At 68.4% G+C, this 24103-nt stretch carries 21 protein-coding genes and 5 pseudogenes; 16 read left to right on the plus strand and 10 right to left on the minus strand.

Features of this window, described 5'->3' with window-relative positions; genetic code table 11:
• Nucleotides 1-85 precede the first annotated feature (85 nt).
• The 3 genes and pseudogenes from AV521_RS31515 (at nucleotide 86) to AV521_RS31525 (ending at nucleotide 2943) form a co-directional block, all read left to right on the plus strand.
• On the plus strand, nucleotides 86-739 hold the full coding sequence (locus tag AV521_RS31515) for a response regulator transcription factor (protein WP_076093163.1): 654 nt from the start codon (nucleotides 86-88) through the stop codon (nucleotides 737-739).
• A 574-nt stretch (nucleotides 740-1313) separates the two neighbouring features.
• A pseudogene (locus tag AV521_RS31520) lies at nucleotides 1314-1562 on the plus strand (transposase); the annotation flags it as partial.
• A 298-nt stretch (nucleotides 1563-1860) separates the two neighbouring features.
• Entirely contained in the window at nucleotides 1861-2943 is a 1083-nt protein-coding gene (locus AV521_RS31525) for a hypothetical protein (RefSeq protein ID WP_076093261.1), read from the plus strand.
• A gap of 244 nt (nucleotides 2944-3187) precedes the next feature.
• Here AV521_RS31525 and AV521_RS31530 read toward each other — a convergent pair whose 3' ends face one another.
• Nucleotides 3188-3856, minus strand: a complete 669-nt coding sequence (locus AV521_RS31530; RefSeq protein ID WP_076093165.1) for a ScbR family autoregulator-binding transcription factor — start codon at nucleotides 3854-3856, stop codon at nucleotides 3188-3190.
• A 1353-nt stretch (nucleotides 3857-5209) separates the two neighbouring features.
• On the opposite strand from AV521_RS31530, the gene AV521_RS31535 reads away from it, so the two are divergent.
• From AV521_RS31535 to AV521_RS31545, 3 genes are all read left to right on the plus strand, one after another.
• The gene (locus AV521_RS31535; RefSeq protein ID WP_143658679.1) at nucleotides 5210-5935 is read left to right on the plus strand and encodes a hypothetical protein; all 726 of its coding nucleotides are present in this window, start codon (nucleotides 5210-5212) and stop codon (nucleotides 5933-5935) included.
• On the plus strand, nucleotides 5892-6407 hold the full coding sequence (locus AV521_RS48775; RefSeq protein ID WP_143658680.1) for a hypothetical protein: 516 nt from the start codon (nucleotides 5892-5894) through the stop codon (nucleotides 6405-6407). The genes AV521_RS31535 and AV521_RS48775 overlap by 44 nt, the downstream gene beginning before the upstream one ends.
• A 139-nt stretch (nucleotides 6408-6546) precedes the next feature.
• Nucleotides 6547-7107, plus strand: coding sequence for a hypothetical protein (locus AV521_RS31545; protein WP_076093171.1), 561 nt, complete (start codon nucleotides 6547-6549; stop codon nucleotides 7105-7107).
• 284 nt (nucleotides 7108-7391) lie between these two features.
• Here the strand turns inward: AV521_RS31545 and AV521_RS31550 are convergent, their stop codons facing one another.
• The gene (locus AV521_RS31550) at nucleotides 7392-8279 is read right to left on the minus strand and encodes a hypothetical protein (protein ID WP_076093173.1); all 888 of its coding nucleotides are present in this window, start codon (nucleotides 8277-8279) and stop codon (nucleotides 7392-7394) included.
• Between the two features lie 350 nt (nucleotides 8280-8629).
• Nucleotides 8630-9286 carry a TetR/AcrR family transcriptional regulator gene (locus tag AV521_RS31555; protein WP_076093175.1) on the minus strand — a complete coding sequence of 219 codons (657 nt, stop codon included), beginning with the start codon at nucleotides 9284-9286 and terminating at the stop codon, nucleotides 8630-8632.
• Between the two features lie 110 nt (nucleotides 9287-9396).
• Between AV521_RS31555 and AV521_RS31560 the strand changes: the two genes are divergently transcribed.
• Both AV521_RS31560 and AV521_RS46850 read left to right on the plus strand, forming a co-directional pair.
• Complete coding sequence (locus AV521_RS31560; RefSeq protein ID WP_076093177.1) at nucleotides 9397-9915, plus strand: cupin domain-containing protein; 519 nt, start codon at nucleotides 9397-9399, stop codon at nucleotides 9913-9915.
• Nucleotides 9896-10851: pseudogene (locus tag AV521_RS46850) on the plus strand (IS5 family transposase). Before AV521_RS31560 ends, AV521_RS46850 begins: the two are co-directional and overlap by 20 nt.
• On the opposite strand, the gene AV521_RS31575 reads toward AV521_RS46850, so the two are convergent.
• Complete coding sequence (locus AV521_RS31575) at nucleotides 10814-11398, minus strand: TetR/AcrR family transcriptional regulator (protein WP_076093181.1); 585 nt, start codon at nucleotides 11396-11398, stop codon at nucleotides 10814-10816. The pseudogene AV521_RS46850 and the gene AV521_RS31575 overlap by 38 nt on opposite strands.
• A gap of 138 nt (nucleotides 11399-11536) precedes the next feature.
• Here AV521_RS31575 and AV521_RS31580 point away from each other — a divergent pair, with 138 nt between their 5' ends.
• Both AV521_RS31580 and AV521_RS31585 read left to right on the plus strand, forming a co-directional pair.
• Nucleotides 11537-12403, plus strand: coding sequence for a class I SAM-dependent methyltransferase (locus AV521_RS31580; RefSeq protein ID WP_076093183.1), 867 nt, complete (start codon nucleotides 11537-11539; stop codon nucleotides 12401-12403).
• 101 nt (nucleotides 12404-12504) lie between these two features.
• Entirely contained in the window at nucleotides 12505-12822 is a 318-nt protein-coding gene (locus tag AV521_RS31585) for a hypothetical protein (protein ID WP_256725737.1), read from the plus strand.
• A 456-nt stretch (nucleotides 12823-13278) separates the two neighbouring features.
• Here AV521_RS31585 and AV521_RS31590 read toward each other — a convergent pair whose 3' ends face one another.
• Complete coding sequence (locus AV521_RS31590) at nucleotides 13279-13842, minus strand: RICIN domain-containing protein (RefSeq protein WP_076093185.1); 564 nt, start codon at nucleotides 13840-13842, stop codon at nucleotides 13279-13281.
• 532 nt (nucleotides 13843-14374) lie between these two features.
• Between AV521_RS31590 and AV521_RS51280 the strand changes: the two are divergent.
• A pseudogene (locus tag AV521_RS51280) lies at nucleotides 14375-14582 on the plus strand (DUF2637 domain-containing protein); the annotation flags it as partial.
• A gap of 1 nt (nucleotide 14583) precedes the next feature.
• On the opposite strand, the pseudogene AV521_RS31605 reads toward AV521_RS51280, so the two are convergent.
• Nucleotides 14584-14838, minus strand: a pseudogene (locus AV521_RS31605) (IS110 family transposase); the annotation flags it as partial.
• A gap of 62 nt (nucleotides 14839-14900) precedes the next feature.
• Between AV521_RS31605 and AV521_RS31610 the strand changes: the two are divergent.
• Together AV521_RS31610 and AV521_RS51285 are read left to right on the plus strand one after the other, a co-directional pair.
• A complete protein-coding gene (locus tag AV521_RS31610; RefSeq protein ID WP_305965197.1) occupies nucleotides 14901-15041 on the plus strand; it encodes a hypothetical protein in 141 nt (46 codons plus the stop codon).
• Nucleotides 15038-15437, plus strand: a pseudogene (locus tag AV521_RS51285) (DUF6009 family protein). The gene AV521_RS31610 and the pseudogene AV521_RS51285 overlap by 4 nt, the downstream one beginning before the upstream one ends.
• A gap of 55 nt (nucleotides 15438-15492) precedes the next feature.
• Here AV521_RS51285 and AV521_RS31620 read toward each other — a convergent pair.
• From AV521_RS31620 to AV521_RS48780, 4 genes are all read right to left on the minus strand, one after another.
• Nucleotides 15493-16869 (minus strand): lanthionine synthetase C family protein, encoded by a 1377-nt coding sequence (locus tag AV521_RS31620; RefSeq protein WP_179023515.1) that lies wholly within the window; start codon nucleotides 16867-16869, stop codon nucleotides 15493-15495.
• Between the two features lie 101 nt (nucleotides 16870-16970).
• Nucleotides 16971-20258 carry a lantibiotic dehydratase gene (locus AV521_RS31625; RefSeq protein WP_076093189.1) on the minus strand — a complete coding sequence of 1096 codons (3288 nt, stop codon included), beginning with the start codon at nucleotides 20256-20258 and terminating at the stop codon, nucleotides 16971-16973.
• 101 nt (nucleotides 20259-20359) lie between these two features.
• Nucleotides 20360-20503 carry a hypothetical protein gene (locus AV521_RS49545; protein ID WP_179023517.1) on the minus strand — a complete coding sequence of 48 codons (144 nt, stop codon included), beginning with the start codon at nucleotides 20501-20503 and terminating at the stop codon, nucleotides 20360-20362.
• 748 nt (nucleotides 20504-21251) lie between these two features.
• Nucleotides 21252-21476 carry a hypothetical protein gene (locus AV521_RS48780; RefSeq protein WP_143658683.1) on the minus strand — a complete coding sequence of 75 codons (225 nt, stop codon included), beginning with the start codon at nucleotides 21474-21476 and terminating at the stop codon, nucleotides 21252-21254.
• A 480-nt stretch (nucleotides 21477-21956) separates the two neighbouring features.
• Between AV521_RS48780 and AV521_RS31630 the strand changes: the two genes are divergently transcribed.
• The 3 genes from AV521_RS31630 to AV521_RS31640 all read left to right on the plus strand — a co-directional run bounded on the left by AV521_RS31630 (nucleotide 21957) and on the right by AV521_RS31640 (nucleotide 24087).
• Nucleotides 21957-22181 carry a hypothetical protein gene (locus tag AV521_RS31630; protein ID WP_076093191.1) on the plus strand — a complete coding sequence of 75 codons (225 nt, stop codon included), beginning with the start codon at nucleotides 21957-21959 and terminating at the stop codon, nucleotides 22179-22181.
• Nucleotides 22182-22523: 342 nt separating this feature from the next.
• Entirely contained in the window at nucleotides 22524-22841 is a 318-nt protein-coding gene (locus tag AV521_RS31635; protein ID WP_076093193.1) for an SH3 domain-containing protein, read from the plus strand.
• A gap of 580 nt (nucleotides 22842-23421) precedes the next feature.
• Nucleotides 23422-24087 carry a hypothetical protein gene (locus tag AV521_RS31640; RefSeq protein WP_076093195.1) on the plus strand — a complete coding sequence of 222 codons (666 nt, stop codon included), beginning with the start codon at nucleotides 23422-23424 and terminating at the stop codon, nucleotides 24085-24087.
• Nucleotides 24088-24103: the final 16 nt, after the last annotated feature.

The following is a 24103-nucleotide window of genomic DNA, read 5'->3' on the forward strand; positions in this document are numbered from 1 at the left end:
TCCGACTCGCGGGCGGATGGCCTTTGCGGGCATCATGGCGCAGGCGGCCTGTGGGACGGGCCGTTCGAAACAGCGCGGGAGAGTCGTGATCAGGGTTATCGTCGCGGACGACGAGCCGCTCATCCGGGCGGGCATCAGGATGATCCTCACCTCCGCTGAGGACATTGATCTGGTCGCGGAGGCGGCCGACGGACGCGAGGCCATCGAGGCGGTCAGGGCCCGACGGGTGGACGTCGTCCTGCTCGACATCCAGATGCCGGTCATGGACGGCCTGGCGGCCCTGGCCGAACTGCGCCGCACCGCCCCCGACACCCGCGTACTCATCCTCACCACCTTCGGCACCCAGGAGAACGTGCTGCGGGCCCTGACCGAAGGCAGCGCGGGCTTTTTGCTGAAGGACTCGGCGCCTGCGGAGCTCATCGGCGCGGTGCGCGCCGCGGCCGCCGGACAGGCGTACCTGTCACCGGGCGCGACCCGCCACGTCGTGGACTCCCTCGCCTCCGGCACGTCCGCCCTGCGCTCCGAGCAGGCCCGACGGCGACTGGAGACACTCACCGCCCGCGAGAAGGAGGTACTGGCCCTGCTCGGCGAGGGCCTCTCCAACGCCGACACCGGCCATCGGCTCCACATGAGCGAGGGGACCGTCAAGACGTACGTGAGCCGGATCTTGTCCAAACTGGACTGCGAGAACCGAGTACAGGCGGCCCTGCTGGCACGCGACGCGGGCCTGAACCGCTGACCGCCCTCTCCCTCGGGAGCACGGTTCCGGCAAGCTCAGCCGCGTACGGCCGTGCCCACAACCCGTGGCCGGCCCGCAGCCATCGGAGTAGAGGTGCGCGGCCTGGTGCTGCGCCTCCACGTCGTCCCGGGCTCCCGGCTCTATCGGGCGCGGTATGCCTGCCGACATCCCCCTACGCCCCTGGACCACGCCCCACAACAGCAAGATCAGAGAAGTGGGGTGGGTGGGACAGGCACCGGGCGGCGCGCGAGGGGATCGGGCGTCGCCGGTGCTCCCGCGCGCGACGGCGGAGCCCCACGCGACGCCGGGCGAACAAGCCACCCGACCGGGGACACCCCAGGGCTTTTCGGTAAGTAGCAGTCGTTTCGGCGGATCTGCTGGCGTGAACGTGGCGGATGCGCCGGATGGGGTGACGGCGAGGGACGGAGTTGGCTTGCAGCTGTGTCATCTCAGGACGCCCAGCGCGCACTCCGTGTTCCCACCGGTTGTGGTCGCCGCCCGGGCGAGTACTCTCACCGGCGGTATCCCCAGGTCATGGCGTAATGCCGTCCGTATCCGCGTGATCTGTGCGATGGAGCGACGCCGGCATGCGTTGAACGCCGGACGCCCGTCCGAGCACGATCTGCGCGAGATCATGAACGTGATTCTGTTCGTGGACCGCACCGGGGTGCAGCGGCGCTACCTGCCGCACGACTTCCCGCCCTGGGAGACCTGCTACGGCTACTTCGCCAAGTGGCAGAAGCACGGCGTGTTCGCCCGGTTCACCGGCTTCCTGCGCAGGCTGTTACGGCAGCAGGAGGTCAAGCGCGCGGAGCCGTCCGCGCGCTGACCGGCGGGCAGCGCCCGCAGACGGGCGATGGCGGAGTCCAGGTAGCGAGTCGTCCAGCAGGTATCCGGGGCAAAAGGGAGAACAGTAGGTGTTCGCGCAGGCAGCGCGTTTGCGGTCGTGTTCGTAAGAGATCGGTGTCAGGAGGTCTTGTGGCGGGGCACGCCATGGCCTGGGGCAGCGTTGTCGCGCTGGGCGACTTCGAGTACCTGCTCCTTCGACAGCCCGGGCGGATAGGCTCGACCACGTCTGCGAGGTCGCCGAAGCCCTGGTCATGGGCACCGAGGAGTCGTCGATGCACCACCCGGACCCGCGGTATGCCGCACGGCTCGCCACGTATGGAAGCGTGGCCACGCGCCTATCCCTGCTGAGCGACCATCGGCTAGGCGAGGTCGCGGCCGCCGCAGCCCCGCTCGGGTCCGGCATCGGCGGGAGGTCTGCGGAGCTGGACATCGATGGCACCCGGGTGTTCGTCAAGCGGGTCCCGGTGACGGACACCGAGTTACGGCCAGAGAACGCGCGGTCGACGGCAAACCTCTTCGGCCTGCCGATGTTCTACCAGTACGGGGTGGGCTCAGCGGGGTTCGGGGCCTGGCGCGAGCTGGCCGTGCATGTCATGACCACCAATTGGGTCCTCGGGAACGAGTACGAGGGCTTTCCCATGATGTACCACTGGCGGATCCTGCCCAACTCCCCTCCCGAGGGGTTCGCCGACGACTTCGGGGGCATCGACGGTGCGGTCGTGCACTGGGAGGGCTCATCGGCCGTGCGTGAGCGTCTGGAGGCCATCGGCCGGTCTTCGTCCAGCCTGGTGCTCTTCTTGGAACACGTCCCGCAGACACTCGCCGACTGGCTGCACGACTACCGGACAGCCGCCCCAGAGGGCGGGGAGGGCTCGCCGTATCCATGGGTGGAGGAAGCCCTGGCGCGCGGCACCGCCTTCATGAGCTCGCACGGACTCGTCCACTTCGACGCCCACTTCGCCAATGTCCTGACCGACGGTCGACTGCTGTACTTCGCGGACTTCGGGCTCGCCCTGAGCCGCGGCTTCGAACTGTCGGCAGCCGAGGTGGAGTTCCTCTCCGCCCACCTTGCGTATGACCGCTGCCACACTGCGAGCCATCTGCTCCGCCACCACCTGCCCGATGGTGTGCGGGGCGATATGGAACACGAGGCGTTCCTGCGCGAGTGGATCGCCGGCCACCGGCCCGATGGCGTCCCGCGTGACATCGCCGCGATCATTGACCGGCATTCCCGAGCTGCTGTGGTCATGGGCGAATTCGCCCGCCGTCTGCTCACCGAGAGCAAGCGGACGCCTTTTCCGACCACCGAGATCGAGCGGGCCTGGCACACCACTGCGGTCGCTGCGCCCCACTGAGGCCAGATTTCCGCAGAAGATCGGCGTCGGGACATCTCGGGGTGGGTCGTGCGCCGGGGGCCAGAGGCCGCCGCAGTTTGGGTTCTCGCTCTGGGCGGCTTCGAGGGCCTGCCACGGGGCCCGGCCCTCGTCGCGGTGCCGCTGCTTGAGCTCGGCAAGTTGGGCGGCGAAGGTGCGCACGACACTGCTGGGAGAGTCGTCGGGTGGCTGCGTGGGATGCCGGCTGGGGCTCTCCAGCGCCGGGTCAAGTTGACGCGGTTGCTGCGATTGGTGTGTCCGGTGGGTCGAGTTCGGCCGCGGTGATCGCTCCGCGTCCAGGGGAGAGGTCCAGTGCGGCGAGGACCGCGGGCACGGCGATGCTGGGAAGCAGGTAGCGGTGCAGCTGTGCCACGCGCTGGGTGACGTCCTCGTATCCAGTGAGGGCCTGGGACATGGCCTGCACCCCGGCGAAGGCGCCGACGATGAGTTCCGAGACCTCTTTGATGCGCACGTGGGGGAGTAGTTCGCCTTGTGCGTCCGCGGCGCTGAGGGTGTCGTCGAGAGCGTCGGCCCACTGGCGGAAGGGGCCGTTGCGGTCGGGTTTGTTAGTGCGCTGGTCCATGGCCAGTCGCATGGCCGCACGGACCAGTGGGTCGGTCTGCAGGCGGTGGGCGTGCAGGGCGCTGAGGTCGACCATCTCCTGGAGTTTGCAGGCGCGGGCGGGGATCCGGGCGCGTCCCTCCTGCTCGGCGAGCACCGCCTGGGCCAGTTCCTCCTTGGAGCTGAAATGGAAGTACAGGGCCCCCTTGGTGACCTGGGCCCGGTTCAGGATCTCCAGGATGGTGGCGGCTTCGTAGCCCTGTTCCTGGAAGACGGCGGCTGCGGCTTGCACGATGGTCCGGCGTGTGCGGATCGCTCTGTCCTGCTTGGCCACGCCGTCCTCCTCGGTCTGTCGTGTCTCGCCGTGGCCGCACCGGAGTGACGCCCTCGGCGGATCATACCGCTCGGTTCGTATTTTACTATTCCTTTTAGGTATGACTCTGTGTCAGAATCGGTTTTCGGGAGGCCGTACGCGGTCATCGAGTGCAGGAGTTGTTCTCGCTCCCACCTGCGCCTTCGAAGTTCGCAACGAGCAGGTCCCGCTCGGCTGCGTGCGCTGCACTCGCCGGTGCGACTCTTTCCCGCCGGTTGGGTACGGGCCGGGTCCGTCAACTCCGGTGCAGCGGCCGGTGGCCCTCGGCCCGTCTGTGTTTCGCCCCCTCGTGCGGGGTGCACGATCCGATGCTCGCCGCGCAGTCCGTGCGGCAGGCAGTTCTCCTCTTCCTGCACGCCGGCTGGGGGGATCGTGGATCACCATTTCTTGCTGCAGGCCTTCCGTCGCGTCTTGAGGAGGGAACGCCTGGCGGTCGTCTCGCCCCGAGGAAGGCGACGGTCCACCTCATCTGCTCCGGCCTCGGGATGTGCCGTGGCGTGCCGGCTCAGGCCGTGGTCCACCTGGTCACCTCCCATGCGGGGCGAAGACGCAATAGCCGGCGTTCTTCAGCACCGGGGTCGGCCCGCATGTCGTAGGCGTTCTCGAAGATGCCGGGGACCACGACGACCGGGTAGGTGTAGGCGGCCGGGGGGGGCTTGCAGATGGAAATGTTGGTCCCGACCAGGGAGCGGTCGGGGTGGCCACCGAGGCGAGCAGGACCGTGGCGAAGGTGACCACCCCCAGGCCGACGAGGGGGGCGCGCTGTGCGGGTGGGGCTTGGATGGCAGCATGCCGTGCTGGGGTGGTTGCCGGCGGAGGCAGTGGGGGTGGCGGTGGCCAGGGACGCGCCTGCGGCCTTGAGGAATCGGCGCATCATACGTGCGCACCTCCTGGTGACGGATCGTCGGTGGGGCTTGGAGCGGCCCCAGTTTCGACGCCTGCCGTGCCGCGTACACGCATGGCGGGCTGCGTGCCCGTACGGCCCACGCACGGTCAGCCGAGCGGGCGGATGCACCCCGCCACCGAAGCGAGTCGGTCACAGGGCGGGCAGACGAGCCGCGTTGCGGCCGCGGTACCGTCCAGAGCCCTGACCCGTCTGTCCGCTGTGGCAACAACCCGGAACAAGCCCCGCCTCTGGCCTGAATCGGTCAGCCATGAGGTAGTTGAGGAACATGCGCCTTATTGGTCATAGTGTCACCCCGTCTGCTGTGGGACACCGTGTGCCTGACCCGGGAGAGAACTCTCGGCAGTCAGGGGGATTGACGGCAAGGAAGCGGAGCCATGTTCATGCCCGCACTCGTCACCGTGCTCGCGGTGTCCGCGCTCACCGGTGCAGGTATCGACATCGCCGAAGCAGTCTCGTCCGCCAACCGTATCGGCCCTGCTGGGCTGCGAGTTCACGCGGTTCACACACCGAAACACTCGTTACCCAAGGGCGCGAAGGTCGTCAAGATGCGGGTGACCGGGGTGAACGCGAAGCTCGCAAAAGCCCACGGCTTCAAGGTCGTCACCGCATCCGACGGCAGCCGGCACGCGGTACCGACGCCCAAGGCGATCAACCCCGACGGAAGTCCGTACCGCGCGAAGGTCCACCCCGACGACGTCGTCGAGGGGGACTGCGGCAACTCGTACATCTGGATACATCCCGTCGGCGGCTACAGCATGGAGATCCAGACGGGGTTCGATCTCGACGAAGACGCGGTCGCCCACCACTGGCGGGCCGGCAGGTCCGACGACTCCGGTTCGGACACCAACGCGTGGGGCGGCGGGCTGGCATGCGGCTCGCCCTGGGAGGGCGAGTGGGACGCGAACGCCGGCGGACCCGGCTGGGAGACCGCGGAGGTCTCCCCCTCCAGTGACGCGCTCCTGCGGGGACGGCGACATCTGCTCAAGTGGCGGTACCACCGACAGCGCAGAGATCGTCTGAGACAAAGGAAGACTCATGGGATCGATGTCGAGCGCGCCGTGGGAAGTCGCCCTGAGGTACTCCTACCACTTGGCCGCTGCGCTGGCAGTCCGCGACGCGCTCGGCATTCGTGACCCGCTGGGTATACCGGAAGTCGTAGGGCGGCCGAGCCTGGTCGTCGAATCAACTGTGCATGATGCTATGGAATTTGATGCCGAGTGGCTGCGGTGGTGGGAACGCGCGCTGGCATCGTCGGAGCAGGATGAATCGGCGGTGCCTTTGTCGCCGGGCGGCCTGCTCGGCCGCATTGTCGACGACAATCGCGATGTCGTCCGCCTGTGGAGCGCCGAACGCAAACGCGAAGTCGCGGACGCAAGCCGCCCTGCGCGTGGCGCTCCGCGCATGAGGGATGCCGTGCGCGAGTACGAGAGGACCACCGGTGAGCGCCTCGGCGGATTCCGGCTCAAGGTGACCGCGCTGCCCATCACGGGCACCCTGTTCCTTCCGATCAGCAGAAACCGCATCCTCATCAGCGTTGAACTGCTTCGGCACCGCGAGGAATACATCAGTCGCGTCATCACACATGTGGCGACGGAAGGCATCTGAATCATCCTCCCAAGAGGGGTTGCGGGCTGGGAGTCGCCCAGAGGCCCCGGCACTCCCAAGACGCGGGTGCCAGGGCCATCACCATGAATGAACTGCCCTGGTCCGGATGAAGACTTGATTCCATGTACGGATCAGAGTCATGGCACGTCCCTCCTCCTACCCGCCTGAGCTGCACAAGCGCGCGGTGCGCATGGTCGCCGAGGTCTGCGGTGACTACCTGACCGAGTCTGCCCCGATCTACGCGGCCATGACGAAGGTTGGCATCGGCTCCCGCGAGACGCTGCGCAAGTGGGTCCGGCAGGACCAGATCGACTCCGGACAGTGTCTGGGAACGACGATGGAGGAGTCCGCGCAGATCGAGGCGATGAAGACGGAGATCGCCGAACTCAGGCGGGCCAACGAGATCCTGAAGGCCGCGGCGAGTTTCTTCGTAGCCGAGCTCGACCAGCCACACACACGCTCGGAGCGTTCACCGACGAGCACCGGGACCGCTTACGGCGGTGTCGAGCCGATCTGCAGTGTGCTGACCCAGCACGGCTGCGAAATCGCCCTCTCCACCTACTACGCCTGGAAGAAGCGCCTCACATCGCCCTCGCCACGATCGGTGCGTGACGAGGAGGCGCAATCGTCACCGGTCGCGAAGTGCGAGGCGACGGCCGCAGCGGCGGGAAGGGCGCGGACTCCAGCTGGCCGAGCATGACGTAGATGCCCATTCGGGAGTCCATGCAGGCGACGATGGCGACGTGCCTGGAGGGCGGGCTCGAAAGGGGGCCAGGGAAGCGCGCGGCGGCGTAGCTCTCGTTGTTCTTCCGGTACTTGTCGGTGACCGACATCGGGCTTCCCCCAAGGTTGTGGTGGCGGAAGCGATGGGTGGGCCGTTGGAGGCGGAGCTGTGAGGGCCTGTCCGGCGGGTCAGGTGGCGGGCTCACCACGAGCCCCGAGCCCCGAGCCCGCGGCCGGCGTACAGCCGGCGGTGGCCGTTGGTCAGCTCTGGTGGCGGTAGTAGGTGATGTCGTCCGTGGTGGCGTAGTTGCCGTGGTCGACGTCGATGACGGTGAACACCGCGATGTCGCCGGTCCTCGTGTCGCGCAGGCAGAAGGTGCTGCCCGGTGGGACCTGGCGGAAGTGCAGCCAGCCCTTGGCCGGGTGGTGAGTGGCCTTGGCGGCGCACTGCCCGGCGCTCGGCACGGTCTTGCCGGGTACGACGTACGCGTCGGTGAGTGGCTGGAGTTCGAAAGCGCCGTCGCCGTCGCCCCCGGCGTCCGTGCTGGCGCTCCAGGGGGTCTCCGAGCCGCTGACCGTACCTGCGCGCAGGTCGAAGGCGTAGTTGTAGTTCTTCAAGGACAGCGACCGGTGTCCATAGACCAGGGTGTAGCCGTCCGACGACGGGGTCGGCCCTGCGCCGGAGGTCCGAGCCGTGCCGGGCACTGGCGAGGTCGCCGAGGCCGCCGCTGCGCCACTGTGTCCGGACCTGGGTGTCACGACCCCGTACACCACCGCGCTCACTGCGGCCGTGACGGCCACCGAGAGCACGGCTGTCGTCACCCGGTCCCGGGTACGCGACCGGCGTGTGGTGAACGGCTCCGGGTCGCGGTCGGGTGGATCCGCGTCCGGGGGCATGGTCCCGGAGTCGTCATCCTGGTCGTCACCCGGACCGGCGGGCGGCTGGGAAGGAGTGTGGCCGGCCCATGGCGACAGGGCCTTGTCCACCGCGCTGGAGGCCGCTGCGGCGAAGGCGACGGCAACCGCCCACCGGTTGGCCGCGTCGTGCGCCAGCCATAACCCGGTCAGCGCGTACACCCCGGCCAGCGCGGCGGCGAAGGTAGCGATGGTCGCGAGGAGTACGACCGCTCTCCGGCGTCCTAAGTTCACATCCGCTCCCCCAGCCGCCCTGTGGCCCATCTAGCTTGGCATGGAACGGACATGCCGGGGAGGGGGGCGTCAACGACTCGGGCGAGAACTAGGGCATGTGTGATGTCGTGATCAATTGGCTGCCGGCAAGAGATCTCCGACTCAGATCATCGAGGCGCGGAGGTCCAGGCCGGCGAGGTGGCTTTCTGGCGTCTTGTCGAGGCGTGTGACGGTGCCGCGCAAGTCTCCACGCGGTCGAGTGGACCCTCGCTCACCAGCGCTGCAGGTTAGGAATAGATGCGCCGAACAGGAGGAACTCACGGGAGTCCGGACAGACCTCTGAGACGACCGAACCGACGAACCGAGCGCCGTCAGGGCCGTTCCTGCCGAGCCTGCTTTTCCAAGGCGACGTGTCGGCCGACATCACTCGGGGATGGTGCGGGCGCCGGCAGGGGAGGAGCGCCCTCGGGACGGAGTCCGTGCAGGTAGATGGCGATGTGCCGGGCGGCGAGGGCCGCGCCCGTCTCTCGTGGCAGGTGCGGCATCGGGCGGCAGGCCATGGCGGCAGCGGTGATCAGGTCTTCCGCGGTGATGTCGTCCCGTAGGACGCCCGCGGCGCGGCCGGCCGCGAGGATGTCATTCAGGGCGTCGAGGATGGCGTGCTGGAGCTGCTGGACCCGCGGATCATGGAGAACGGGGCCGCCGGCCAGCGGGAGGACGAGGCGCTCCCGCTGTTCGATCACATGCCGGAACAGCCGGTCCAATGCTCCGGCGGGATCCGACAGTTCCTCAAGGGCCGATTCCGCCGCTGCCAGACAGATGCCGAAGCCGTCGATGACGACCTGTCGGATCAGCGCGTCACGGTCGGGGAAACGGCGGTACAGGGTGCCCGCGCCCACTCCGGCGCGGTGCGCGATGTCGTCGAGGGCGACCGCTGTGCCCTGTTCTCGGAAGAGTTCGCAGGCGGCGGCGAGGATCCTCTCGCGGTTGCGTCGGGCATCGGCTCGCAGGGGCGGCTCACTGGTCACGCGACGATCGTAGGCGGTGAGCCCTATCCGGAGAATTTTCTCCGCATAGGGCATAGGCTGGGGACCGCTACTCGGCGTGGCCTCATGCGGCCGACAAGGAGGAATCGCCCATGTCCGCTGACCGTTTCATTCTGCTGAAGCACGGGGAGACACGGCAGACCCGGATCCCATTGCCGCCCGGCTTCGGAGTCAAGGTCGCCACCGACGACAGCGAAGGTCGGCTGGCAGTCCTGGAGAACCGGCTGGACGTTGACATCCCGCCCCATGTCCACGAGCTGATGGACGAGTTCGTCTATGTGCTGGAAGGCGAGATGGAGATCGACTTCCAGGGCACGACTCACCGGCTGACACCCGGCATGTGCGCTCTCCTGCCGCACGGCATACCCCACGCCATGCGCAACGCGTCCCAACCGCCCGCTCGGGCACTGCAGATCTCCACGCCGGGCGGCTGGGACCAGTTCTTGGAGGATCTCTTCGCAGCCGGACCCGCCGCCAGGACCGCCGAGGGCGCGATGGACCTGGAGAAGGTCAACGTCATCGGCGAGCGCTACGGCATGCGGTACACCAAGGGCACGATGGCCTTGGACCAGGGACTGTCCGACGAGTCGCGTGACTGCGGAGCGTGCTGATCGTTCCGGTCGGCGTGGGCGGGGTGATTTACCGAATGAGGAATGGGCTCGGCTTGGGCCGTGCTTGCCGAAGAACGTCGGCCGGGGCGGGCGTTGGAAGAACCATCGTGAGGTGATCACGGGATCCTGTTCCGCCTGAGGACCGGTATCCCCTGGCGGGATCTGCCGTCTCGATTCGGGAGGTGGAAGACGGTATACGGCAGGCATCGCCGCTGGCCGGCGGATGGAACGTGGGGCAGGGTTCTGCGGGCCGTCCAGGCCGATGCCGACGCGGAGAGTGGCATCGGCTGAAAGATGGTGAGCGTGGACTCGACCGTGTGTGGCGTGCTCACCAGCAGGCCGCCGGCGCACGCAAGCAGGCGCCGCGGAAGCCCGGCAAGCGCACGCGGGCCCGCCCAGCACCGTCCGGATGAAGGCCTCGGCCGCTCACGCGGCGGGCTGACAACGTAGATCCACTTGACTGGTGCAGGCGGGCTGTGGCCGTTGGCCATGCTGGTCACGCCCGGACAATGGGGCGGCGTCCCGCAGATGATTCCGGTCCTGGAATGCGTTCGCGTGCCCCGTCCGGCCGACGGCCATCGCCGCACTCGTCCGGACCACCTGAGCGGCGACAGAGCTTACTCATCACGCCACAACCGCCGTTACCTGCGGCGTCGGCAGATCAAGCACACCATCCCCGAACGCCGTGATCAGCGGGTCCATCGCAGTCGCCGTGGCCGTAACGGTGCTAGGCCCACCGGCTTTGACCCGGCACGCCATGCCCGCAGGAACGAAGTCGAGCGGCTGATCGACCGGCTGAAGATCTTCCGGGCCGTGGCCACGTGCTTTGACAAGAGGGCGTTCGTCTTTCACGCCACCGTGACCGTTGCCGCCGTGCGCCTTTGGCTCCGGCCCCTGACTAGCCGTCCACCAACGCGGACACCAGGCGCGCCATAGGGGCCCGTGGGTCAGGTGTGCCCGGCCAGCTCGTCATCAGGAGGTGGTGGGCGGTGCCGACGATGGCGAGGGCCACCGTGCACGGATCGACGGTCTCCGTCACCCGGCCAAGCCCCTGCTCGGCCTTCAGATAGCCGGTGATGGCCTCCTGGATCGCACTGAAACCGGGTGCCCCGCCTTCCAGGGCCTCACGGATACGCAGTGCGGCGGCGGGGCGGGTCATGGCGAGGCCCGAGATGGCGGGGCCACCGGAGTCGAACAGTGCGAGGGCGACGGCCTCGAGGTTCCGTGCCACCGTGCCCTGCCCGGCGAGCCCCGAAAGTGCCTGTGCCTTCGCCGCCGTCCGCGCGAACCGGTCGAGGCAGAGCTCGGCCACGAACTCGTCGAACCCCGCGAAGTGCGCATGCAACAGCCCCTTGGCACAGCCCGCTTCAGTCGTGACGGACCGGCTGGTGAGTGCGCCGGGCCCGTCCCTTTCCACGACGCGCTCGGCGGCCGCGAACAGCCGCTCGCGTACGTCCGGCGTCGCCACTCCACGCGGTGACATGGGCCTCTCTTCCGTTCCGCCTCCGCCGCCCTGAAAGGGGCACAGCCCCTGGATGGTAGCGGGCATTGCCAGTTTGGGCATGCGCCCATACTATTTGGGCGTATGCCCATTCTCCGCCGTCCACCACAGGAGGCACCCGTGCCGGACATCATCAACATCGAGCAGGCACAGGCATGGAACGGCCCCGAAGGAGCCCACTGGGCCCGCAACCAGGACCGCTGGAACGCCGTGAACGAGGGGTTCAACGAGCCGCTCCTCGACGCCGCCGCAATCACCCGGCATCACCGGACCCTCGACCTCGGCTGCGGCTCCGGGCAGACCACACGCCTCGCCGCGCTCCGGGCGCCCCAAGGGCGCGCGCTGGGCCTCGACCTGTCCGGCCCGATGCTGGCCGAGGCACAGGCCTGCGCGGAGCGGGAGGGCATCGCCAACGTCTCTTTCACACAAGGCGACGCGCAGGCATACCCCTTTGAGGCGGGTGCGTTCGACGCGGCGATCAGCCGCTACGGCGTGATGTTCTTCGCCGACCCCGTAGCGGCCTTCGGCAACGTCGCCCAGGCACTGAGGCCCGGCGGGCGTCTGGCGTTCGTCTGCCCGGCCGATGCCACGCTCAACGAGTGGGTGGCGGCGATGGCATCACTGCGCGACTTTCTGCCGGTCGGCGACTTCGGGCAGCCCGGGCTGCCCGGCATGTTCTCGCTGGCCGCCCCGGACCACATCCGCGACGTCCTCACCGCGGCCGGCTTCACCAACATCACCGTCAACCAGGCGCAGGCGTACGGAGCGTGGGGGCACGGAGCCGAGGACGCGGCGGAGTTCCTGCTGGCAACGGGACCCGGTCGCCATCTGATGGAGCAGGCCGACGCAACCGCACAGGCCCGCGCCCGCCGCACCCTGACGGACCATCTGCACGACCACGAGGCGGCGGACGGCACCGTCCGGCTGCGCAGCACGGCGTGGCTGGTCACGGCGGACCGCCCGGCCAACCCGTCGGACAGGCCTTAGGTGTATTGACCCGAAGCATTGTTCACACGGCTGATGGGTGGCCGGGCGCCGAGTACTCCACCGCGCGCAGTGTCACGCACATCTGCTCAGCGATGTGCCGGTTGGTCGTCCTTTGGGCTGCGGCCAGCGTTCCCGCCGAGCCGATCCCCGACCACGTCAAGAGGGGTCAGTTCGAGGTCAGCGGTATCGTCAAGACGGGCGACGACGAGCGCGAGCGCGGCACACGACGGGCCGCACCTCTGCGCATCGACGGCAGCAGGGGCGACTGGGACGAGATCGAGGAACTCAGGCTGGCCGACGTGCTCACCGAGGACGCGTTCGAGGACCACTTCATCGACGACATCATCGTGGCGGACATCGGCGAAGGCACCGACGGATGGGAATTCCCCGGTGCCTCGTACTTGGTCGAGCTCAGGTAACAGATCCCGCCGGACCGCCGCGCCGACTCCTGGTCGTACCGTGTGAGGGGTAGCTCTTGCGGGCAGACGCACGGACGTCGTGACGGGTTGGGTGCTGGACCCCGAACGGTGATCAAACCGACCGGGGGCATCGAGGCTTTCTCGGTGAAGATCATTTTGTGCCGTTGAGAACGAGTGTGACGCGGGCTGTGTCGTCGATTCTGCTGGGACAGAGGGTGGCGTGCTTGAGGGTTTTCCGGCGTTCCTTCAGTTCCGCGCGGTCCGCTCGCCGCGTGTCCTTGCGTGTCTGATCTGCGCATTCGTGGCGCGGTTCGTTGGTCCGGGGCGGTCTCGGTGCGGACTTTGGTGCCTTGTTCCTGGACCGGCAGAACCCCTCGGCAAGGTTCGTCGTCCCAGGTTGGGAAGGAACTTTCGGGTTTCCGCCTCGACAACTGCCGCCCAACCGAAACGGCGAGGTCAGAGGTTGGGGTTGATCGGCGTGCTGCTGTCGGAGTGGTGCCAGTCGAACCGCTGGTAGATGCTGGCGCTTGCGCCGGGTGTGGAGCCCATGAGGTGGTATGAGCCGCGAGGTCCCGGCATGCCTGTGGCGAGAAGGCATGCGTTGGCGGAGTTGCAGAGGCTGTGGTCCCAGCCGAGTGTCCAGCGCTGGTTCGGGTCGTTACCGTTGCAGTCGTAGGCGCGGGCGTCGGGTCCGTCGCTGGGCCCATTGGCGACGTGGGCCCACAGGCATCGGCCGTCGTTCGTGCTGTGGATGAGGCCGTCCTGGCCCCAGAACCAGAACTGGTTCCACGTGCCCATGCACGGTTTGATGACGACCGGCCGGCCGTTGCCGTTGATTTGCCGGTACTCGTCCATGCAGAAGTAGGTTCCGTTGTCGGACGGCGGCTTGTAGAGGGCGGCGAGGAACCCGTAGGCGTAGGGCTGCGGGTTGGCCGGGTCCGCGTGTGCGGCGGTGGGCACGGCGAAGCCCAGGCCAAGTGCGAGGGCCAGGGGTACGAGGATCCTTCTGATGCGCTTCACCAGTTCAACTTCCTTTGCAGGATGCATCGTTGAGTCGAGCGAGCGGCTCGAACGGTAGCCGAACAAAGTGGAGGATCACCAGGAACTCTTCACAAATCTCTCGCAGTTCCGGCCAATTGAAGCCAGTTCAGAACGGCAGGAATTCCCGGATCCGGAGGGAGTGACGGTTGAGCTCGTCACCTCTGCGGACCAGGCGGATACCGGTGGCGATCCGTCCCGGATCATGTCCGGTCCCACGAGGCCGCAACGGCCTGAGAGTGGGGGAGTACGCGGCGGTCAGCCCCGTGGCATCGGCAAGATCCGCCACCAACCGAGCCCGGTAGGCCGCGCTGTCCAGGAGCGCATGCTGCACACCCGCCGGTATGCCTCCATGATCACTTTTCGTAGGCGATCCGCCCCGAGCCGATCCCGAAGGGTCTCAACCTGCCTCAGGTCATGGGAGTGTGAGAACAGCTCAGTAATGAGGCCTGGATGGGGGAGCGGCGCGTGGCTGCGGGGAGCGGTGCGATACCCAGCTGATCCGAGCGCATCGGTGCTTGTCGGTGTGGTTGTGTCAGGTGCCTTGATCATCGCCGGTATCGGATTCGCCGCCTCGTATGCGGCGGCCGCGAACTGGCCGTCAAGAAGGGCTTCGGAAACTTCTCCTACGTCTTCCCGGTCGGCATCGACGCCGGCATCTGTGTCCTCCTGGCCTCGGACCCTCTGCTGACACCTGGAGTCGTATCCCTTTCCCGCTGCTTGGAGCGCGGTGAAGATGTCCTCGCCCAGGCGCTCGGCCATGCGCGGGTCCTTGGGCCGCAGGATGGTGATCGGCTGGTGGGGTCCGGCTTTGCGGATCGCCTGGGGCGAGCCGAAGCGTTCGAGCAGCCAGAGCACGGCCGGGTGCTGGACGCGCGGGCCGAGCACCCGCTCCAGCGAGGGATGGATCTGGGTGAGCAGGCCGCGCAGCCGGTTCGCGACCCGGGTGACCTCGCCCGCCAGGTCGTCGTCGAAGCCCTGATCATGTGCAGCTCGGCGGCGCTTACAGGGCCTGGTGCCACAGTGAAAGCGCACCAACCATGTCCTCGCGTGCGTTCGGCTCCCGTACCAGGGAACTGGTCGGGCTGGCCATGCCCAAGGAGATGATCCTGTCCAACCAGCGCAAGCACTACCCCGGCATCGGACTGCTCACCGACGAGGAAAGGGGCGCAGGCGCATGAGCTCCTTGATGAGCGCGGACGAGATCAGCCACGAGACCAGCATCGTCTGGCTGGAGGACATCGACACCCTCGACTACGTCCGCCAGGGCCTGGACCGGCTGCCCACCCGCAGGGGCAAGCCCGCCTACCACCGGGACGGCCCCATGGTCGGTTACGACCTCCTCGGCCCTGGCGCCAGGGACTCCCGGGCCTCCGATACCTTCCGCCGACGCGTCTTCTGGTTCCTGCCCCACGACCGCGACAGCTGGCCCGGCGACCTCTATGCCGAAGGCGCCCCGTCGAGGGGGTCGATCCCCGCACCATCGAGGCCCGTGTCAAGGGCTACAAGACCGGGCGCAACGAAGGCGGCCCGCCCCCACCGCTATGCAGGAACTCGGCATGACGCTCCCGCTGTGACGTGCTCCCTGGGCTCCAGGCCAGGGAGCACGTCAAGTCATTCAGGCACAGCGCGTCAGTCAAGCATCAGCGCGGCGTCCCATGGGCTGGACGGGTTTCGTCCGGTGGCGTAGGTGTGGAGGGCGAGTGCGATGCCGGCGGCGCCTTCCAGGAAGCCAGGGCGGTGCGGTGGTACGGGCTGTCCGGTCATCAGCGCGGGGCGGTCGTGGGAGAACCCGTAGGGCAGGCCGGGGTCATAGGCGTCGATCAGTCGGCGGGCCAGGCCGGGCAGGAGCCTGGCCAGGCCTGCGTCGGCGCTGTCGTCCGCCATCCGCCAGGCGATCTGCAGCAGTCCGGCCCACCCGTGGCAGAGCGAACCGTTCCCGACTTGGTGGGGTGTCAGAGAGAGCAGTGTGCCGGTGAGCGACTGGGTTGCCGTGTCCCGCCATTCGGGTTGGTCGAGGGCGCGGCCGGCCAGGTAGAGGGCTCGGGCCACACCCGGGGTGCCGTAACACCAACCGGCCGCGGTGAGCCGGGCTTCAGAATCGGTCCCCGGGGAACCGGCGACGAAGTCGTCGAACCCGACCACCCGCGGCCAGCGTCCTCCGTCGAGGCGGAGGGACAGGACGTGCTCGACCATCACGTGGATGGCCTCCGACTGGCCCGGCACGCGCACCCCGGACTCGTGGGCGAGCGAGAGCAGGGCCAGTGGGCCGCATATGCCGTGCGCTGCCCCGAGGTTGAGGTGGCCGCGGGGGAAGCGGATGTCGGGCTGGAGGGAGGGGCCTGTGGGCACCCACCAGCCCGGCACATCGAATCCGTGGGCGCGCACCGGGCGGACCAGCCGAACCAGGTAGGACAGGGACTCGGTGAGCGCCTCCGGATCACCGTCCCCGCGCAGCAACAGGTAGCGGCCGATGCCGGTGACGCCGCTGATGGTGTCGTAGGTGCGCATGGCCACGCCGGCGTGCCCGGCGTCAAGGCGTGCCGACTCCGCGTCGAGGATGGTGCGCAGGCCGGCAGTGATCCGTTCGTCAAGCTGGTTCAGGATGGTGGCGTAGTCCTGCGGACGGTGTCGCGTCACGCGGGCCGCGAAGGCCAGAGAGGTCGCTCCGTCGTAGAGGCCCACGCCGGGTTGGGAGCCCAACGTGGACAGGGCGGTGGCCAGGTGGGCGTGGGCGGTGATGCGCAAGGCGGGCGCCGCGTGGGACAGCTCCCCGTAGAGGAGCGCGACCCCGCTGTGTCCCGCTGCCAGGGTTGGACCGGACACGGGTGGCTGCGGTGTTCCCGTGCTCGGCGATTTCGCCGTGTCGACGCCGGTAGTGGCCGTTACGACGGTTTGGTCCTGGCGGTTGAGCCGCTCGGCCAGTTCGGCCACGATCCGCTGGGCTCGGCCCCGCGTCACGGCGTCGCCGGCGACAGCGTCACCGTCCGGCGGTGCGTTGTCGGCCATCGCGCTTCCGCCCGGGACGGCATCACCGCGGGCGGAAGCCCTCCGGGCGGCGGCATCGGACGTGTCAACGGGCGGTGCTCCGTTCGGTATGTGCTGTCCCGTCATGTCCACCCCTGTGTCCGCCGGCCCCAGTGCGCGTGGACGGCGCCTCGCGCGACCGCCAGCGACGCCAGCTCTGTCTCCCGGTCGACGCCGATGAGCCGGTTGTGGTGCATGTGGAGCAGGCTCGACAGCGTCCGCCCGGGCGAGGACCACTCGCGGGTATCCGGTCCCAGCACCGCACGCCGGTAATCGGCCACCGCCCGCGAGCGCTTGTCCCATGCGGCCAGCACCTCCTCGCCGCCCGGGCGGGCGCGCAGCCCGGCCCAATCACCGTAGGGGTCGATGAGTGCGACGGCCTCGGCACGGCGCCGTTGGAACTCCTTGTGCCGCGCGTCCTTCGGATATGCCCGCACGAGCCACTCCGGGCCGCTCGGGTCATCTTCGGTGCTGTCTTGTCCGGACGTCACCGACGTCCCCTGCCAGGCCCGGAGCAGGTGGACGTAGCCAGTTGCCGCGAGGAGCACGGGCTCGACCTCCAGCATCGCGCGCTCACGCAGGCCGAGCGTTTCGACGACTGCCAGGCTGTCGGCGTGGAAGACACGTTCTGCGGCCGCCATCGCTTCCGGGCCGCCGTAGCGCTCGTACTCCGGTGTGTAGGTGTCGAGCGAAAGCCGTTGGATCAGGCCGTGCGCTCGCAGGTCCCTGGCCCACCGGTGGACGTCGAGCAGCACTGCACCGGCGAGCACCTCGGGCGTCCCGTGGAGGCGCAGTCGCACATGGTCGTCGTGGTCGCGGTAGCGGATGAAGAACCAGCGGTCCACCGCCTTCGGCAGGGCGTGGAGCAGGCGAGGAAGATGCCGGCCAAGCAGTTCCTGTTGGCGGTCGGGGGAACAGTGAACCAGGGCGTACAGCCACTCGCCTCCGGGCAGGTGCTCGCCCCACGAGGAACGAGTCCGCGCAGGACGGCAGGTCTCCTGCCGTCCGCGGAAGGCGGCCGGGGTTGTTGCCGTCGGTGGCGGGGTCGACGGCGCCGCTTCGGCCAGTGCGGATCCCGGCGGCGTTTCTCCCGTCCCCACCCGCACCGTCCTGGTCCGCGCGGGACTCGCGGCCCGGGAGAGCAAGGGGAAGACCAACTCGTTGCGATGGGCACCGCCCTCTCCCATCAGCCACCCTGATGCGTCGTCGGTGTCCAGCACCTCGCGGACCACCGCATCCGGGCGGCGCCGCAGCTCGTGACGGAGGACGCGCAGATGTGCCAACTCGCTGAGAAGCAGTTCGATCCGCTGGTCAGCGTAGGTCAGGCAGATACGCTCGGGCACTCGCCAGCGCTCCCGCCACGCGTGCACCCGCTTCACCCACTGGTCGAACGGCGTGTCCTGGTCGCGCACCGCCTCCGACGGCCGCCACCGAGCCAGAGCGAGCACCGCGCGTCCGTACCGCACCCGGGGGGTGTACGGCAGGTCCTCGCCGGAACCCCAGTTCCAAGTTCGACACGGCCGCGGCCCGCTGTGCGGGATGTCACCGAGCAGGCGCGCCACGTTCGGTACGCGGTCGGGGCGGAGCAGGTGATAGGCGGCAGGGACCACCTCCCGGCCGTCGCTGAGCCGCACCACGAACAGCCGGTGGGAGTCGGCCCGCACAGCGAGGTCGTCCAGGCCCAGATCCTGATCCCCCTCGCCCGGGCCGAACGCGCCGACCGGGACATGCGGCCCCAGCAGCCGGGGCGTCCGGGTCACGTTGCCAGACCGGTTGCGTGGCCGGAACGCCACCTGGGCGCGGAGCGCGTCCGCTGCCGCGCCGCCGCCCCGGCTCGCGGCGGCCATCTCCGACAGTGCCGTCCGGTCCTCGTCCCGGAACAGGTGGGCGAACCGGCCGAAGCTGGCCCCGGCCTCCTCGACGGTGGATTCCACCACCAATCGGAACTGCCCGGTGCGCAGCGCGGCGGGTGAGGTGGCCACCAGCCGGGTGAACAGCTCCAGTCCCGAGGGCGGTGTGCCATCGTCCCGGGCGAGTCGGACCACGAGCGGATGGTCGTCGGTGAGGACCACCTCGGCGGCGCCGGTCACCGTCGCCTCCTGGGCGAGGTGGAGCAGCAGCCGGTCGCGTTCGGCGTTCCGGCCGTCCTGGCCCGGCGGCGTTCGGTGGCTCGGCGAGCGCCGGTAGCCGGCGGGCACCCCGAGGCCCATGTCCGGGTCGAGCAGCTCTTTGACCGGCACGGCGCGGTCCTCGCCGTAACGCTCCAGGAAGTCGCGGTGGTACTGGATCAGCGGGGCGGTGGACGGGACGTCGTCGGACAGTCGCCACAACAGGTGTGCGGCCCGTTCCGCCTCGGCTCCGACCGAAGGCGGCAGGCACACCTCCGCGTCCAGCGCCAGATCCACCTGCACCAGGTGTTCCTGCTCGCAGAGCCCACCCATCCGGTGGAGGAGTGACTCCCAGGCCGGCTGCCAGACCTGGTCGCCGGGCCTGGCCGCGGTCCGCTCGGACTGTTCGTTCAACTGTGTTGTGATGGCATGGAGTTCGGTGAGTTCTGGAGCGTTCGACGGCGCCAGGGCTGCCAGCACATGAGCGGCGGGGTCCGCGTGGTGGGTGGGCGGGTGCAGTTCAGTCAGCAGAACCTCGCACTCCACCAGTCCCACCAGCATCTCGACGATGGTCTCGCGCGATGCTTGCGGGAACCGCTCGACCAGCCGTTCCTCCACGTCCACGAAGGGCAAGGGTGCACGGGCCGACTCCACCGCGGCGCGTACGGCCGCGGTGTAGCGCATGCTCACCTCGCGTACCACCCGCCCGTCAGGCCGCTCGTCCGCCGGGTCGTCCGGGCCGGTGGCGACCACGATCCGGTCTCCCCGGACGACACACAGGTTGTTGGCCACGATGCGCAGATGGCGCACCACCTCGGGTCGGCGCTCCCAGTCGGCGGCCAGCTTGGTGAGCCACGCGTGGTCCGGCCGGACCACGCGCCGGTGGGCGGTGCCCAGACGTGCCTCCGACTCCTGCGGCCGGGTGGCGATGCGTGCCACGGCCACCCCGGCCATCAGGCCGAACGGAGTGGCGCGGGTGGCCATGCGCAGTCGATAGGCGGTCAGTGCCCGGACTGCCCGCCGCAGATCCGTGACCTTCTGTTCCGTTCCGGTCAGGGCCGCGTCCCAACGGCGCGTCAGCGCCGCACTCGACACGGCGACCGCCTCCTTGAAGCCCGCGTCGGAGGCTAGCTCGCGCAACTGGCCGGTCAGCCTGACGGCTTCGTCGGCAGCGCCTTCCGGTATGTCGACGACGGCCTCGCGGGCGCGGTGCGCCGGATGTACGGGGGCGCGCAGCAGGGCGAATCCAACACAAGAGAACAACGATTTCCCCACCGCGGTCTTCCTTTGCCGTCCTTTTCAGTGCTCTCGCCGACGCGGTAGGCGCCTTTCCCGGTCCAGGAAAGGCGCCTACCGATGCTGGTTCAGCAGAATATGACCGTGGTTTCACATCGGGTGCCGAGCGTGAAAGCTGCCTCCTGGGCAGTCGGCGCGACGGCCTCGGTCGCCTCGCGAATGTCCAGGTCAAAGACGTCCTCGTGCTCCTTGACGGCAAACTCTACGTTCATTGTTACCACCTTTCTCCACCCGTGCGGGTGGATTTGAGAACACAGCGGAGGGTTTCCGTCGCACCAAATGACGAACCCTCACTTTGAAATCACCCTACGGTATTACCGATATCTGTCAAGCCGTCATTATCGAAGTTCCGGTCGAGTTGGCTCGGCAAGGGCAGACCGGACCGGCAGGCCGCGAAAGACAATTCGTCCAGCGAGAACTGGACTTCTCGACCAGCGGTCCGGGCGCCATGACCGGCGCCCGGCTCAACGCGCAAGAGCGCGAGGCCCCTTCCGTCTTGCGCGGGTGAGGTGACCGGCAGCGTGCTGGAGCGCCGCGCACATCTTGCGCGGCATGCAGGGGATCCACCACGCCGTCTCCCTCGGAACTCGTCAGGAGGACTGCCGGGAAGCCGGCTCCCTCACTGACGTGGTGGTAGGGCGAACAGCGGAGCAGTCAGTCGAATGGTCAAGGGGGCCGACCGTCAGGCCGGACCCCTTGACCTCTTGCGTCTGACGCCGCCTAAGGAAGTCGTCTCATGTGGCGAGTCTTCGGTGGGGGATCAGGAGCCCTCACACCGGGCCGCAGGGGCGGTATGTTCGAGGACGACCATGGGGGATGACTGGCGTTTTCGCGTTGTCGTTCTGCTCTGGCCGGAGCACCTTGCTCCGCTCCGTTCACGCCGTCAGCTCTTCGCAGCACTCCTGGGCCGAGCTCGGGGTGCTGTGGCGCCACGTCAGCTATGAAGCCGATCAGCACTTCCTACGCCAGGTCGCAGGCGCTGCTCGCGTCGTCGCCCTTGACTCCGAGGTCCACCAGCTCCGTACGACATATGCCGAAGCCCACCTCGCCCCCGGGGGACGACCCGACCAGACACGCCTTCCTCACTCCCGAGCCGACGCTGTAGCCCTGCCCGGCCAGGTAATTCGTACAATCTCCTGCCGATGCCGAGGCAGGCGTCGCGAGGGCCACAGGCAGAGCCGTCACGATGAGGGTCAGAGATGCGGCGGCAGCATGACGACGCAGCGCTCCGCCTGGGGTTTTCGTGTGAATCGTGTCGTGCATGGAACTTCCCCCTCTTGTCGCGCATGGAACTTCCCTCAGTTGCTTCTTCCTGGCCCGGTTTCCCCACCGAGTTGGCACTGGTCAGGCGCGCACTCGGCGACGTTGGCTGGATTGGCCCCGGAATCTGAGAGAGCACTTATGGCCCGTGTGGGCGCCCCGATCGGAGTATGAGCCCCAGTTTCCTTCGGCAGAGGGACTACGTCGTTAGCGCAGAGTGCACAAGATGATGCGCATTCAGTCCACCAGAGGCATACTGAGCGTTTGCCAACCTGCCTACTGTGTTGGCCAGTTGGGGTGGTGGACGGGTGAAGCTCCAGGCAGATGGAGCTGGCGTGCCCTGTGGGGCGGGTGAGAAGGATGTCGTTGTGTCGAAGCCGTGTCCGGAGGGCGAGGAGGGTGGCCATGACCGGAACGGGCAGGCACGACGCGGCAGTGCGACGAGCCGACGAGGTCCTGCAGATGTACGCGCTGTCCGTCGAGGGGCGGCGCCGCAGCCCCGGCGAGACTGTGCAGTGCGTCCTCGCCGATCTCTTGCACCGGTGTAACACTCAGCGTGACTTCGACGCCGCGCTCCTGCGAGCCAGCGCCCAGCACGCTGCCGTCCGCGCCGGATCGGAGGATTCCTGAGGGCCTGTTCGAGGTCGTGATCAATCTGGTCTGGTGCGGTCGCCCTGCAGCCCATGTCGGCCTCGGTCAGCAGCCGAGCCCGCTGCTCCTCCAACTGCCACCATCGATCCCGGTGAGCCGCGCCGCCACACGGGCACGAACTGCTCTGGTCGCCGCAGACACACGGGAGTTGGCGGCACGGCCCATCTGTAGGGGACTCATTGCGGACAGAGCTGTGGACTCTGCCAGCGAAACGAGAGGCGTTGACGCCCGACGGCATCCGCCCTCGGTATTTTTTGTGGGCGTGTCTGTTGCGCTTGCACGATGACCATTTCTGATCAGAGAGCAAGGAACGGCGACCCCATGGCAATCGCAGCCATCCGTAGGGCTGCCATCGGCGCCGTTATGGCCGCTGTGGCGTTCGGCGTCGTCGTCGCGACGTCGCCCACCGCCTCGGCCGCTCCGGCTGACGAGATCTGCAGCCAGGCGGAAGGCAACTGGCCCGGCGCCACCTCCACGGATTCCATCCCCCTGCGCAGCGGGCCCGGCGCTGACTTCAGCGTGACGGGGACGTCCACCTGGGACTTCAAGGTGGACTCCTGCGTCGTCAACTCCGCAGGCCACCACTGGTTCCACGGTAAGACGACGGACGGCCGGACGGGCTGGGTCTGGGCCGAGTAATACTGGGGAACGAGTAGCCACAGAGCGACCCGATCGAGGCCGCTGACCAGCTCGGACGCCCCTGTTGGGGCCACCTTTCGAGAGTATCCCGCTGGTGATCGATGAGTGCGGGGCCGGGCGGGTTGGCCCACCAGGTGCGGTGAATTCGCTACGGCGCACGCGTGCAGAGCCATCGCGGACGACACGGCGTAGATCAAGGCGCAGATCAAAACGGTGGGTGGTCAGCACAAAGCCGAGCCGGATCGGCAGGAGGAGCGCGTCCGGCATCTGGAAGGAGAGCCTTGAGCGTCTCCCGGCCGGAGGGTTCGTCGAGCAGTGGATCGGCATCTCGGTGGCCGAGTTCCCCACATGTCCGCCGCGGCAACTGTGTAGCCCCACGGGTCGCCCTCTGATCCATGTACCTCGGTATGCGTTGGTACTACATCAAGTGCTCGACTGACACTGTGCCGGCCGACCACCACCCCACCTCCGCGCGGCGTGTATTTGGCGCATGCGACCTCGATGATCGGCCGGTGGACGCAGTACATGCGGCGCCTCCGCTACTAACGTGTGCGCGAAGCCGAGGAGAGGGGTCGCCACGGTGACGGACAACAGCTTGGCGTGGATCGGCGAGCACTGGTACAGCGGTGCGATCGCCAAGGACGGGATGCTCTCGGACATCAGCCTCACGGCGGTGCGGGGCGTGGACCCGGTGGACTTCGTGGTGCGCCTCGGCGCCGACCGCGGCATGGCCGAACGGCCGCCGCTGTTCAAGGACTTCGACAGGCTGAGCGTGAACCTGGGCGACAGCGTGGCGATGTTCGGCCGCAGCGGCGAGTGGACGTACGTCCTGGAGGCCGAGCGATCCACCTGGCACCTCGTCTTCCTCGACCGGCTGGGTCAGGACACCTTGGTGGAGCAGGGCGACGAACTCGTCTGCCTGGACCGCTTCCTGCACGAGCACCCGTGGGTGTGCTACGTCGACGCAGCCGGCGAAGTGAGTTCCGGCGAGCCCGGTGACAGCCTGCTGGAGACCGCGGTCCGGACCAGGGACCGGCTCGGGAGGTTCGCCGCACTGGACGCGGCCATGCGCCGGGCCGGGGCGGTGCGGGACACCTTCCCCGGCTGCGGGGACCCCGAGGACGAGGACGAGGAGTTGGCGAAGCGGCTGTTCGCGGCGGTGGGCGAGCATCTCGGGCTGTCGCTGCCGCGTCGGGAGATCGAGCTGGGGCTGCTGCCCGCGGTGCACCTGCCCTCGCCGGTGTGAACCGGTAGCAGCGGGG

Origin of the sequence: Streptomyces sp. IMTB 2501, assembly GCF_001953885.1 — a bacterium.
Taxonomy (GTDB): domain Bacteria; phylum Actinomycetota; class Actinomycetes; order Streptomycetales; family Streptomycetaceae; genus Streptomyces.

Bases quoted from the DNA above. Each gene is read 5' to 3' on its own strand.
- AV521_RS31545 (WP_076093171.1), top strand. From the start codon at position 6,547: ATGGCACGTCCCTCCTCCTACCCGCCTGAGCTGCACAAGCGCGCGGTG.
- AV521_RS31635 (WP_076093193.1), top strand. From the start codon at position 22,524: ATGGCAATCGCAGCCATCCGTAGGGCTGCCATCGGCGCCGTTATGGCC.
- AV521_RS49545 (WP_179023517.1), bottom strand. From the start codon at position 20,503: ATGAACGTAGAGTTTGCCGTCAAGGAGCACGAGGACGTCTTTGACCTG.
- AV521_RS31575 (WP_076093181.1), bottom strand. From the start codon at position 11,398: ATGTCACCGCGTGGAGTGGCGACGCCGGACGTACGCGAGCGGCTGTTC.
- AV521_RS31610 (WP_305965197.1), top strand. From the start codon at position 14,901: ATGTCCTCGCGTGCGTTCGGCTCCCGTACCAGGGAACTGGTCGGGCTG.
- AV521_RS31525 (WP_076093261.1), top strand. From the start codon at position 1,861: ATGCACCACCCGGACCCGCGGTATGCCGCACGGCTCGCCACGTATGGA.
- AV521_RS31560 (WP_076093177.1), top strand. From the start codon at position 9,397: ATGTCCGCTGACCGTTTCATTCTGCTGAAGCACGGGGAGACACGGCAG.
- AV521_RS31620 (WP_179023515.1), bottom strand. From the start codon at position 16,869: ATGGCCGACAACGCACCGCCGGACGGTGACGCTGTCGCCGGCGACGCC.
- AV521_RS31630 (WP_076093191.1), top strand. From the start codon at position 21,957: ATGACCGGAACGGGCAGGCACGACGCGGCAGTGCGACGAGCCGACGAG.